Raw genomic sequence first — 11,915 nt, 5'->3', positions numbered from 1 at the left:
CTTCGCGGTGGCGGGAGGAGGCGTCGCCGGGGTCGCCTCGGTCCGGGCGGCCCTGCGGGCGCGCTCGGCGGACCAATGGTCGATGGCCTTCAGCGACTCCTTGAAATCGAACGGCCGCAGGGAGGGCTGGCGGCGTGGATGCTGCGGTTCGCGTTGTGGACGCTGCGAGGCGTCAATGCCTGGGAGGTGCGTCCGGGGGCGCTGGTCCACAGGTCGCGAGGGCTGGGACGCATTCACACGGTGCGCTATCCGGTGGAGCGGCTCGAGGTGACGCGGCGCCGTCAGGGTTCGGAGGACGGAGGGGACATCGTGTTCTCGCTGTGGCTGCGGTCGGCCGAGGGCTCGTTCGAGTTGATGCGGGACACGGTGGACCGGAGGCTGGTGGAGCACCTGGGGCACTGGCTCGCGCATCGGCTGGATGTGCCCCTGCGGCTCAAGGCGTTGGGGGCGGGGTGGGAGGATTCGGTGACGAGAAGACTCGACGCGTGACGGGGGTGCCCGCAGAATCGCGCGCGTGAGAGCGCTGGGGGAGTCGCGATGATGACGGTTCAGGAGTTGCGTGCGTTGAGTTCGCGGCTGACCGAGGCCTTCTTCTGCAAGCAGGTGGGGCCGTTCGTGTTGGTGCAGAAGCCGCCCAGTCCGGTGATGGCGCAGCTGGCGCTGAAGATGGGCGCGGCGCGCACGACGATGGCGCGGGACATCCCCAGCCTGGAGCGACAGCAGGTGGCGCTGTGGCTGCACTTCGACGCGCTCACGGTGGCGACGTTGCCGCCGGTGGGCGGGCAGGACGTGCTCACGGTGGGGCGGCAGCCGGACTGCGACCTGGTGGTCAACGAGCCCTCGGTGTCCAAGCGTCACGCGAAGCTGTGTTGGTGGGGGCCGTCCGCGGGTTGCACGGTGGTGGACCTCAAGTCGAGCAACGGCACGTTCGTGAACGCCCAGGAGGTGGAGTCCGGGGGGGAGATGCACCTGCGGGACGGAGACCTGCTGGGGTTCGGCGACGCGACGTTCGCGTACCTGCTGGCGCCGTCCTTCTACGCGAAGATGAAGCGCGTCGGGACGTGAGGCGGAGTCAGCGCGACACGCGTCCGCCTATCTCCGGGAGGCGCTCGTAGGTTCGCAGGAGCGCCTCCAGGTGGGCGGGGTTGTCGTAATCGAGGGGTGTGTCCGTCAAGCGCACCACCCACCCACCCGAGGCCGTGCGCCGTGCGCGTGTGAGCAGCGCGGCATCGTAGCGAGGGTCTGGGAACCCAAGCATGCTCGCGGTTGCCGCGGACCAGTAGTTCACCCATCCGAGGTAATGCGGGAGCTCGGGGGCGCGGAGGTTCCAGGGCAGGTGGAGCATGGGGAGCCCACGGCGCGAGCGCTCAGGCCCATCGGGTGAGCGACGGAACTGTTCGGAGATTTCCAGGCCGTAGTCATCCGGCGACGCATGTCCCCAGTAGGCCTGGGCACCTTCCGCCACGGCCTCGAGCACGTCCGTCGCCGCCTGGGGGCCCGCGACATCCAGTGGCAGATTGGCATGCACCTCGAAGCTTGCCTGACCACCAGGACCAAGGCGTGCTGATTTCTGGCGACCCGAAATCATGACCGGGTGACGCTCGTCTCCGTTGCACAAGAAGGGGAGCGGCTCCTCTTTCGTCGCTTCCGAGAGCCATTCGTCGCGACGCGGCAACAGGGACATCTGGCGCGTCTTGGTGACGGTCTGCTCCAGCCGGAGCCCAGACAACGCGCGCTCCATCCCGCGGACCACGGCGAGTGCACGGCCGTCGGTTCGCTCGAAGGTCGTTCCATGCGTGATGAGGACGAGTTGCTTGTTCTGGGTCATCGTGGGCACCCCGTGACGACGATTTCGAGGGCGGGGTCCTTGCTGAGCAGGGCCCGCCGGTGCTCCGGGGTGCTCACGCCAACGATGAATCCGTATCCGCAGGCATTCGCGGTATCGAGTTCCTTTTGCAGTTGCACGAGTTCCTTCGCGAGTTCCTGCTCCTGGATGAAGCCATTGTACGTGTCGAAGCGGTGGGTCTTGATTTCCCACAGCACGCGCGCGCCGACTTGCAGTGCATCGAAGCGAATCCCGTTCACGCTCACGTCCATGCCGGGGTACCGATTGGGTGGGAAGCTGTCGGCACAGGCATTGTGGGCCACATCCTTGGAGGCACGTGGCACGGGAACGGGCTCGCAGTGGGGATGGCGCGAGCGGCCCACGGGCAGAGGTGGCACAGGCGGCTGTGCGCCCTGTTCGGAAGGGTCCCGCCCGGGCTTCTGGTGGCCTTCGGCTGCTCCGAGCGCCTGGGTCGCTCCGGAGGTGTCGCCCGCTTCCTCGGCGTAGCGGTGTCGTAGCTCATGCACCTCCAGTGCATCGTGAATGGCCGCGGCGACCACCACGACACCCAGGACGATGATGGTGCCCACGATGATTTCGGGAGCCGCCAGGACACAGAGCCCGAGCGCCACGGCGGCGGCGCCAGTGGAGGCCACCGAGCATCTGCCCGTGGTGTCACGGAATTCGAGCCGGTCATGGTCAAGGGCCCGATAGCACCGCTCCGCGAGCAGGGGCCACGGCTGGGAGGCTTCGCGAACGGCGCACCGGCCCTGGTCCATCCACGGCAGCGAGGCCGCTCGCTGGAGATTGGCGAGCCGTGGGCTCCGGGACGTGCGCTCCCGAGGCCCAGGTGCCGACGTCGCGCAGGCCGACAGGAGCAGCACAACCACGGCGCAGGCGCCGAATCGCAAGGCGACGTCCTTTCGGGGGCAAGGTGTGCTCCATGCTACCGCCAGCGTCAGCCGCCTCGCGCCAGTTTCGTGAGCAGGAGGTGGACCGCCGGTAGGATGCCGCGTGGGCTCGCGGATGTGCCCGGCAGGAGGACTCTGCTGGCGCCGCCCCTCTACGCGAAGATGAAGCGCGTCGGGACGTGAGGCGGAGTCAGCGCGACACGCGTCCGCCTATCTCCGGGAAGCGCTCGTAGGTTCGCAGGAGCGTCTCCAGGTGGGCGGGGTTGTCCAGGTCGAGTGGAGCCTCGGTGAGTTGCACGAGCCACCCGCCCGACTCCGTACGACGCGCTCGCGACAGCAACTCGGCGTCGAGCGAAGGGTCCGGGAACCCGAGGGCTCGCACGGCGTCTGCGGACCAGTAGTTCAACCATCCCAGGTGATAGGGAATCTCGGGCAGACGGATGTGCTGGAAGAGCTTCAGGGCAGGCAGTCCCCGGCGAGGCGCGGGAGGTCCCTCCCGTGTGGGGGCTGTCTGGAACGCGATGTCCAGTGTGGCGTCATCCGGTGTCGCATGACCCCAGAAGGCTTGTACGCCCTCGGCCACGGCTTCGAGCACGGCTGATGCGGCAGTGGCGACCGTCGCATCCAGCGGCAGCTTCGCATGGACCTGGAGTTGTGGCCGCCTCCCCGGGCTCACGTTCGCTGAGCGGAGGCGTCCCGAAATGATGACCGGGTGACGCTCGTCGCCGTTGCAGACGAACGGGAACTCGCCGCGCGTGCTCGCCTCGGTCAACCACTCATCGCGTTGAGGCAAAGCGGCGAGCCGTCGGCTCTCGGTGACCGTCCGATCCAAGCGCAAGCCGGGCAAGGCGTGCTCCAGCCCCTGGACGGTGGCGAGCGGCCGTGGGTCGGCACCTGTGAGCGCCGGCGCGTAGACATTGAGGATGAGAGGGCTCTGCGGGGTCATCTCTGGCATCCGGTGACGACGACCGTGAAGTTGGAGTCCTGTTTGAGCAGCGCGTCCCGGTGTGCCTCGGTGCTCACGCCAACGACAAAGTCGTATCCACAGTCGATGGCCGTGTCTCGCTCCTTGCTCAGTTGCACGAGTTCCTTCGCGAGCTCCTGCTCCTGGATGAAGCCATTGTACGTGTCGAAGCGGTGGGTCTTGATTTCCCACAGCACGCGCGCGCCGACTTGCAGTGCATCGAAGCGAATCCCGTTCACGCTCACGTCCATGCCGGGGTACCGATTGGGTGGGAAGCTGTCGGCGCAGGCATTGTGGGCCACATCCTTGGAGGCACGTGGCACGGGAACGGGCTCGCAGTGGGGATGGCGCGAGCGGCCCACGGGCAGAGGTGGCACAGGCGGCTGTGCGCCCTGCTCCTCGGGATTCCGCTCAGGCTTCCGGTTGCCTTCGGCTGCTCCGAGCGCCTGGGTCGCTCCGGAGGTGTCGCCCGCTTCCTCGGCGTAGCGGTGTCGTAGCTCATGCACCTCCAGTGCATCGTGAATGGCCGCGGCGACCACCACGACACCCAGGACGATGATGGTGCCCACGATGATTTCGGGAGCCGCCAGGACACAGAGCCCGAGCGCCACGGCGGCGGCGCCAGTGGAGGCCACCGAGCATCTCCCCGTGGTGTCGCGGAACTCGAGTCGTTCATGGTCAAGGGCCCGATAGCACCGCTCCGCGAGCAAGGGCCACGGCTGGGAGGCTTCGCGAACGGCGCACCGGCCCTGGTCCATCCACGGCAGCGAGGCCGCTCGCTGGAGATTGGCGAGCCGTGGGCTCCGGGACGTGTGCTCCCGAGGCCCAGGTGCCGACGTCGCGCAGGCCGACAGGAGCAGCACAACCACGGCGCAGGCGCCGAATCGCAAGGCGAAGTCCTTTCGGGGGCAAGGTGTGCTCCATGCTACCGCCAGCGTCAGCCGCCTCGCGCCAGTTTCGTGAGCAGGAGGTGGACCGCCGGTAGGATGCCGCGTGGGCTCGCGGATGTGCCCGGCAGGAGGACATCAGACGTGGAAGCGACGTCGGACGACTTTGGACCGCCGAGAGACGAGCAGGAAATCTCCGCCGTGTCGGACATCTTGATGCATGCCTATGCCATGACGCCCGCGGACTGTGCCGCGTGGCGACAGCGCCTGGACTCCAACGACCTCCGACTGCTGCGCGAAGGTGGCAAGGTCGCCGGTACCCTGGTCTCCATCCGCAAGGGACAGTGGTTCGGCGGACGCAGCGTGCCCGTCGTCGGCGTGGGCGGCGTGGGCGTCTCCCCTGTCCACCGCGGACAGGGCACCGCCAGTCGCCTGATGACCCGGCTGGTCCAGGAGGCCCGTGCCTCCGGTGCCGCGCTGTCCATCCTGTACCCCGCGACCCAGCCGCTCTACCGGCGCGCCGGCTACGAACAGGCTGGAGCCCGCTATGAGATCCGCGTGCAGATGGCCGCGCTCGAGATGGGCGAGCGCACGCTGTCACTCCGCGCCATCGAGCCGCGCGATGAGGCCGCCATCACTGCCTGCTACAACCGCGAGGCGAGCCTCCGCCCGGGCTGGTTGGACCGCAGCGAGTTCTCGTGGACCCGCGTGCGCAACCCCCGCTCCGAGCAGGTCCACGGCTATCTCGTCGAGGGTGCCTCCGGCATCGAGGGCTACGTCTACCTCGCGCGCAGGCCCCTCAAGGATTTGCGCCAGGAACTGGCCCTGACCGACCTGGTCGCCAGCACCCCGGCGGCGGCGCGCAGGCTCCTGCGCTTCCTCGGTGACCACCACTCCCTGGGCACGGAGGTCGTCTGGTACGGCGGCCCGGACGACCCGTTCCTCCTGCTGCTTCGCGAGCAGTCGTACACCGTGAAGGTCTACATGCACTGGATGGCGCGCGTGCTCGACGTGCGGCGCGCGCTCGAGTCGCGAGGCTGGACGCCGGGGCTGTCCGGCTCGCTGCACCTCGAGGTGGCCGACGAGCTGTTCGAGGAGAACCGCGGTCGCTTCGTGCTCGACGTCCAGGACGGCGTGGGCCGCGTGACGCGCGGAGGCGAGGGCCGGCTGAAGCTGGACATCCGCCAGCTCGCGACGCTGTACACGGGCTTCCAGTCCGCGGCCGCGCTGCGCTCGGTGGGGCTCGTGGAGGCGGATGACGCCTCGGTGCGCTCGGCGATGGCCCTGTTCGGCGGCCCCCAGCCGTCCCTGCGCGACATGTTCTGACACGGCAGGCCCGCCAGGGGCCCGGGTGGCTACCGCCCCGAGGGCAGGAGGTGGTAGGAGCCCGGGACCTCATTCGTGGAGGAGCGGTCCATGCGGGCGTTCGTCACCGGCGGTTCCGGTTTCGTGGGCAGGTATCTCCTGGCGGCGCTCAAGTCGCGCGGCGAGCCGGCGCGTGCCCTGGCGCGCTCGCCCGCCGCCATGTCCACCGTGGCGGCCGCCGGCGGCGAGCCCTTCGAGGGTGACCTGTCCGACGTGGACGTCCTCGCGCGCGGCATGCGGGGCTGCGACACCGTCTTCCACGCGGCCGCGCTGGTGAAGTCGTGGGCCCCTCGCTCGGAGTACTACGAGGCCAACGTGCGCGGCACGGAGCGTGTCCTCGAGGCCGCGCGCGCAGCAGGGGTGCGGCGCTTCGTGCACGTCAGCACGGAGGCGGTGCTCGCGGACGGCACGCCCCTGGTGAAGGCCAACGAGTCCTGGCCGCTCCCCGAGCGTCCCATCGGCGACTACCCGTCCACCAAGAACGAGTCCGAGCGCCGGGTGCTGAGCGTGAACTCGGCGGACTTCACCACCGTGGCGGTGCGGCCCCGGTTGGTGTGGGGACTGGGGGACACGTCGGTGCTGCCGCAGATGGTGGACGCGGTGCGCACCAAACGTTTCAAGTGGGTGGGAGACGGGCGCTACCTGAGCTCCACCTGCCACGTGGTCAACTGCGTGGAGGGCATGCTGCTGGCCGCGGAGAAGGGGCGGGGCGGCGAGGCGTACTTCCTCACCGACGGGGAGCCCGTGGTGTTCCGGGACTTCGTCACCGCGATGCTCAAGACGCAGGGCGTGGACCCTGGCACGAGCACGATTCCGTACGGTCTGGCGGCGGTGGTGGCCACGGTGGCGGACCTCGTGTGGGGGACCTTCGGGCTCCCGGGCCGGCCGCCGCTCAGCCGCGCCGAGGTGCTGCTCATCGGCCGCGAGGTGACGGTGAGCGACGAGAAGGCCCGCCAGGAGCTGGGCTACGAGGGGCGGATGCCGCGCGCCATGGGACTGAAGGAGATGGAAGCGGCGTTCCAGGAGAAATCGTCACAGGCCGCCTGAGGCGCGCCGGGTGCGTGTGCGGTAGCCTTGTGGGCGGCCAGTGCACCGGGAGGATGGGCCATGCGTAGGTTCGAGTTCGTCGAGGGAACCAGCTCCAAGTTCTGGCAGCCGGAGGTTCAGGGCAACGTCTTCATCGTCACCTTCGGCCGCATCGGCACCGCCGGGCAGCGCAAGGAGAAGGCCTTCGCCGACGCCGCGAGCGCGCAGAAGGAGTACGACAAGAAGGTCGCCGAGAAGGTGCGCGAGGGCTATCAGGAGGTGACGGAAGGGGGCGCTCCCGCCGCCGCCGTGGCCGCGCCTCCCGCCGCGCCGAAGCAGACGCCGCTGCCGCGCCGCGTGCCCGTGGCCACGCCGACGCAGGCGACGCTGGACGACGCCGCCGAGGCGCTCGCGGGGCTCCGCGCCCGCCTGGGCTGGCGCAGCTGGGAGGTCACCTCGCGCGCCCGTCGCGCGCGCAGGGCGCTCAGGGCCCTGGGCGGCGTGGACCCGGCCGCGCACGCGCAGCTGGCGCCCGTCTTCGAGGCGCTGATGAAGCGCGTGGTGGCGACTCCGAAGGAGGGGCGCTTGCCGCTGCGCCACGCGCTGGGGCTGTTGAGCGAGCTGGACGTGGCTGCCTTCAGCCGCGCGGTGGCGCTGTGGAAGTCCGCGCCGGAGTCGGGCGAGCTGGGCATGGTGCGCCGCGCGGAGTCGCTGGGCGAGCCGGAGCTGGCGCTGCGGCTGGGGCTGCTGTTGGCGGAGCGTCCCGGGTTCAAGGGCAGCGCCTCCGAGGAGGGCTGGGCGAAGCGCTGGGGGCAGTTGCGGCCGCACGTGGAGAAGAAGCTGTCCGAGTCCGGCGGCTCGCTGTCCGAGTGGGTCAAGGGCGTGAACGCGGGAAGCGAGACGCCGCTGGCGGGACGACTCTCCCGGCTGGAGGCCTGAGGCGCGACATGCTGGATGGGGGACGCGGCGGCACATGACACCCAGGGTTCTCATCGTCGTCGGCTTCATCGCCGCGCTGGGTGGGGTTCTGTACCTGACCTCGGAGCGGGGGCCCCGGTCGACGGAGGTCCCGGAGGCGGGGACGCCGCTGCCCACCTCGGTGTCCCGGCCCTCGAGGCCGGGCAAGGTGGTGGACGTCACCTTCCTCTACAGCACGGAGAAGAAGGACTGGGTGGAGGCGGCGGCGCGGGACTTCGAGCGCACGCACCCGTCCATCCGTCTGACGTTGGTGGGGCGAGGCTCGCTGGAGGCCGCGCAGGCCATCCTGGAGGGCCGTGAGCAGCCCACGGTGTGGAGCCCTGCGGACAGCGCGGTGTTGCGGATGCTCGCGTCGGACTGGGCGACGGACGCCACGCGTCGGCCGTTGTTCGCGGAGGCCGGTGAGCAGGCGCCGCGTCCGCTGGTGATAACTCCGTTGGTGTTCGTGGTGTGGGCGGACCGGGCGGAGGTGCTGCGCAAGGCGAGTGGTGGCGGCGCGGTGTCGTGGAAGGTCCTCCAGAAGGCGGTGACGAGCCCTCGGGGCTGGCCGGCGATTGGGGGCAAGGGGGAGTGGGGGTTGGTGAAGCTGGGCCACACGGACCCGACGCGCTCGAACTCGGGGCTGCAGGCGTTGCTGCTTGCGACGCTGGAGTACCACGGCAAGCGGGGTGGGCTCACGGTGGAGGACCTGCTGGACCCGGGGTACCAGGATTGGATGAAGGCATTGGAGCGGGGGGTGACGCGCTTCGAGGCCTCGACGGGGACCTTCATGGCGGACATGGTCCGCTTCGGGCCTTCGCGCTACGACATCGCGGTAGTGTACGAGAACCTGGCGATTGCGCAGGTGTCGCAGGCGCAGGGGCGGTGGGGTGAGCTGAAGGTGTCGTATCCCGCGCTCACGTTGTGGAGCGACCACCCGGCGGCGGTGCTGCAGGGCGACTGGGTGACGCCCGCGCAGAAGGAAGCGGCGCTGGAGTGGCTGCGCTATCTGCACAGCCGGCCCGTGCAGGAGCGGGCGCTCCAGTTCGGCTTCCGGCCGGCGGACCCGGCGGTGCCGTTGAAGACCGAGGACCCGGACAATCCGTTCACGCGGCTGGCGTCCCACGGAGTTCAAGTGGACGTGCCGCCCGTGGCGGAGGTGCCCGAGGGCCCCGTGGTCAGGGATTTGTTGATGCTCTGGTCGCGCGTGCTGACGTCGGGCCGGTAGGGACAGCGTCTACCGCGTCGGCAGCTCGCGGAAGGTGAGGCCCTCCAGGGCGAGTTGGCTCACTGCATCGCGAAACCGCTCCGTGCAGATGACCATCGTGGCGAAGTCGCCCAACCGGAACAGGTCCGCCTCGGTGGGGAGGGTGGCTGCCTCCAGGATGGGCGCATCGGGCCAGCGGAAGGACTGGCGTCCGCAGGTTGCGCAGGCCGGAGGCGTGTCCGCGGGGAGGCTGCTCGGGTGCAGCCGGCCTGTCGGTCGAAGCTGAAGCTCCAGCAACTCGGGTGGGTTCTTCTGCCGGTGTCGGAGCTCGGTGCGGCAGCCGACGAGTCCACGGACTCCGGCAGCGCGAAGTTGTTCCAGGACCTCCGACCGGAGGAGGAGTCTGATTCCTCCGACCCAGGCCAGTGGACCGAAGGCGCCGAAGGCCTGACCCACCAGCGGGCCGAAGTGCGTGCCGGGTGGAAGCTCCGCTTGGGGAGGTAACAAGGGACGCACCAGCTCGCGCAGTCGGTTGAGCTCGGCGAGAGGTTCCGGTCGAGGTCGCTCGAATGCGCGGTGCTCGGCGAGGCCCGAGAGGTCGACGGAGGGATGGTCATGCCCCACGTCGCTCCAGGTGGCGCCGCACGCAGGGCACTTCACTCCGGGAAGTCGCCACCGATGCGTCGCATCGACTTCCCCGCCGTGCTTCGCGGTGGCCGCCCTGTCCTCGCCCAACAAGAAGTAACGGCTCATGCGTGCCTAGGCTCCTGGGCGGGAATAGTAGGGCTGGATGGGACCTCCGATGAGGTCGAATCGATGAATCAGCTCTCCCGCATGCCGGAAGATCTCCTCGGGACTTGCCCTGGGAGAGGTTCGGATGAAGTCACGCCACGCATCGTTCCAGGCTCCGCCTCGCCCCGTGCCGTCATGGATTCGCCTGTGCACGTGAAGGGGAATGGGCATCGTGTAGCTGTGAATCTTGACGCCTTGTTGCTCGAACCAGTCGGCGAGGTCTCGGGCCTGGGGGAAGATGTGGTGTTTCTCCCATCGCCCCGGAGTGAGCTGGCGTGAAGGCGGAATGAGCGTCGCTGGAGCGCCATTCCAGTTCGGGAAGACCATGACCGCGCCTGGTGGGAGTTGTTGGGCTCCGCCCCAGTTCCGCCTGGGCCCTCTGCCTGGAGCCGCGCTCGCCGCAGGTGGACGCGCCGGAGGGAAGCGCGCCAGCTCGATGTCTCCGGGAGCGCGTTCGCAGGGGTAGAAGCCGCAGGCTTCGCCCAGACACAGGAGGGAGACGCACTGGTCTTCCTCGGGTGTGTGGCATTCCACCTCGGCTGCGTCCCAGGCCTGCTGCATGGGTGGCTTGCCGAGGGTGGTGCAGCCTGACAATGACGCGAGGACCAACGCAACCAGAGGGGCGTGCAGGGTTCGCATGGGTTGGCATGGTACGAGGGGCATCTGTCATGCCCTCGAGAAGGAGGGCAGCGCACGACGCTTCACAGTCCCATCGTCGAGCAGTGCGCCCCGTGCTGGACGCCCTGGCTTCCGGATGCACTCGCGACCACCTTGGCTGCGAGCGAGGGGAGGGGGCATGAGGGCGTTGGCATCCTGGACATGGAAGGTGTTGGGGTTGGTGTTGCTCCTGGGCGGAAGTGGAGCCCGTGCGTTCAATGACGCGGACGCGCTGAAGGTGGTGGGGTTCGCGCGCACGCAGCTTCGGAAGTCCGCGTCCGCCATGCCGAACGAGACGCGCTCTCCGAAGGCCTCACGCGCGGATGGGACGTGGACGACGGTGGCCAACACGGACGAGGTCGCGTGGACGCAGGGCTTCTTCCCAGGCGGCCTGTGGCAGCTCTATCAGGTGGGGCTGGAGCCCTCGTGGCAGAGCAAGGCCGACCGATGGACGCGGCCCCTGGAGGTCCAGAAGACGAACCGGAAGACGCATGACCTGGGCTTCAAGATGTTCCTCAGCTTCGGCAATGCCTACCGGCTCACCGGAGACGCCTACTACCGCGACGTGTTGCTGACCTCCGCCGAGTCCCTGGCGGCCCGCTACAACACGCGCATCGGCATCATCGATTGTTGTGACTGGAACTCCGCGTGGGACGTGCCGCTCGTCACGGACACGATGATGAACCTGGAGCTGCTCCTGTGGGCGTCGGCGAACGGCGGGCGCGCGGAGCTGCGCACCATGGCCGTCAACCATGCGCTCACCACGCTGCGAGACGCGGTGCGCCCGGATGGCAGCTCGTTCCACTATGTGGACTACAACGCCGCCACCGGCGCCATCCGCTCCAAGGGCACCTTCCAGGGGTACTCCACCAACTCCACCTGGGCCCGCGGCCACGCGTGGCTCATCCACGGGTACACCATGGTCTACCGATACACAGGGGACTCTCGGATGCTGGCCGCCGCGCGGAAGGTGACGGACTGGTACCTGTCGCGTGTGCCGACGGACATGGTGCCCAAGTGGGACTTCGATGCGCCAGGAACGCAGAAGGACTCCTCTGCCGCGGCCATCGTCGCCTCGGCGCTGCTGGAGCTGAGTCAGCTGGAGACGGATGCCGCGCGCAAGACGCGCTACCGCGACGCCGCCCTGCGCACGCTCGACACCCTGGTGTCTCCCGCGTACTTCGCGCAGGGCACCAACAGCCCGGGACTGCTGCTGCATGGCGTCGGACACCTGCCCGCGAACCAGGAGGTCGACGTCAGCCTCATCTACGGCGACTACTACTTCCTGGAGGCGGTGCTGCGCTTCAATCCCAACCCTCCCTAC

The 11,915-nt window shown here is 69.1% G+C and carries 13 protein-coding genes; 7 read left to right on the top strand and 6 right to left on the bottom strand.

From position 1 onward, the window contains the following. Positions 1–138 precede the first annotated feature (138 nt). Together FL311_RS35165 and FL311_RS35160 are read left to right on the top strand one after the other, a co-directional pair. Positions 139–489 (top strand): hypothetical protein, encoded by a 351-nt coding sequence (locus tag FL311_RS35165; protein ID WP_194869487.1) that lies wholly within the window; start codon positions 139–141, stop codon positions 487–489. A 75-nt stretch (positions 490–564) separates the two neighbouring features. Then, positions 565–1,065, top strand: a complete 501-nt coding sequence (locus FL311_RS35160) for an FHA domain-containing protein (RefSeq protein WP_194869486.1) — start codon at positions 565–567, stop codon at positions 1,063–1,065. A gap of 7 nt (positions 1,066–1,072) precedes the next feature. Here FL311_RS35160 and FL311_RS35155 read toward each other — a convergent pair whose 3' ends face one another. From FL311_RS35155 to FL311_RS46355, 4 genes are all read right to left on the bottom strand, one after another. After that, complete coding sequence (locus tag FL311_RS35155; RefSeq protein WP_141332061.1) at positions 1,073–1,828, bottom strand: DUF5953 family protein; 756 nt, start codon at positions 1,826–1,828, stop codon at positions 1,073–1,075. Beyond that, positions 1,825–2,457 (bottom strand): DUF6310 domain-containing protein, encoded by a 633-nt coding sequence (locus FL311_RS35150; RefSeq protein WP_368668604.1) that lies wholly within the window; start codon positions 2,455–2,457, stop codon positions 1,825–1,827. Before FL311_RS35150 ends, FL311_RS35155 begins: the two co-directional genes overlap by 4 nt. Before the next feature lie 469 nt (positions 2,458–2,926). Beyond that, positions 2,927–3,682 (bottom strand): DUF5953 family protein, encoded by a 756-nt coding sequence (locus tag FL311_RS35145; protein ID WP_141332059.1) that lies wholly within the window; start codon positions 3,680–3,682, stop codon positions 2,927–2,929. Beyond that, on the bottom strand, positions 3,679–4,269 hold the full coding sequence (locus FL311_RS46355) for a DUF6310 domain-containing protein (protein WP_368668603.1): 591 nt from the start codon (positions 4,267–4,269) through the stop codon (positions 3,679–3,681). The genes FL311_RS35145 and FL311_RS46355 overlap by 4 nt, the downstream gene beginning before the upstream one ends. A gap of 462 nt (positions 4,270–4,731) precedes the next feature. On the opposite strand from FL311_RS46355, the gene eis reads away from it, so the two are divergent. The 4 genes from eis (at position 4,732) to FL311_RS35120 (ending at position 9,163) form a co-directional block, all read left to right on the top strand. Next, positions 4,732–5,913, top strand: a complete 1,182-nt coding sequence (gene eis, locus FL311_RS35135; protein ID WP_223748061.1) for an enhanced intracellular survival protein Eis — start codon at positions 4,732–4,734, stop codon at positions 5,911–5,913. Between the two features lie 90 nt (positions 5,914–6,003). Continuing rightward, positions 6,004–6,999, top strand: a complete 996-nt coding sequence (locus FL311_RS35130) for an NAD-dependent epimerase/dehydratase family protein (protein WP_141332056.1) — start codon at positions 6,004–6,006, stop codon at positions 6,997–6,999. Between the two features lie 60 nt (positions 7,000–7,059). Next, positions 7,060–7,917 (top strand): WGR domain-containing protein, encoded by an 858-nt coding sequence (locus FL311_RS35125; RefSeq protein ID WP_141332055.1) that lies wholly within the window; start codon positions 7,060–7,062, stop codon positions 7,915–7,917. A 34-nt stretch (positions 7,918–7,951) separates the two neighbouring features. Continuing rightward, complete coding sequence (locus FL311_RS35120; RefSeq protein ID WP_141332054.1) at positions 7,952–9,163, top strand: substrate-binding domain-containing protein; 1,212 nt, start codon at positions 7,952–7,954, stop codon at positions 9,161–9,163. A 9-nt stretch (positions 9,164–9,172) separates the two neighbouring features. Here FL311_RS35120 and FL311_RS35115 read toward each other — a convergent pair whose 3' ends face one another. Together FL311_RS35115 and FL311_RS35110 are read right to left on the bottom strand one after the other, a co-directional pair. Continuing rightward, positions 9,173–9,895: a double-CXXCG motif protein gene (locus tag FL311_RS35115; RefSeq protein WP_141332053.1), complete on the bottom strand. Its 723-nt coding sequence runs from the start codon at positions 9,893–9,895 to the stop codon at positions 9,173–9,175. Between the two features lie 6 nt (positions 9,896–9,901). Then, positions 9,902–10,573: a TIGR02269 family lipoprotein gene (locus FL311_RS35110; protein WP_141332052.1), complete on the bottom strand. Its 672-nt coding sequence runs from the start codon at positions 10,571–10,573 to the stop codon at positions 9,902–9,904. Positions 10,574–10,730: 157 nt separating this feature from the next. Between FL311_RS35110 and FL311_RS35105 the strand changes: the two genes are divergently transcribed. Next, on the top strand, positions 10,731–11,915 hold a 1,185-nt coding region (locus FL311_RS35105; RefSeq protein ID WP_141332051.1), incomplete at its 3' end, for a glycoside hydrolase family 88 protein.

This window comes from Myxococcus sp. AB025B (assembly GCF_006518215.1).
In the GTDB taxonomy this organism is placed as follows: domain Bacteria; phylum Myxococcota; class Myxococcia; order Myxococcales; family Myxococcaceae; genus Myxococcus; species Myxococcus fulvus.
This window is presented reverse-complemented; position numbering and strand designations above follow the sequence as displayed.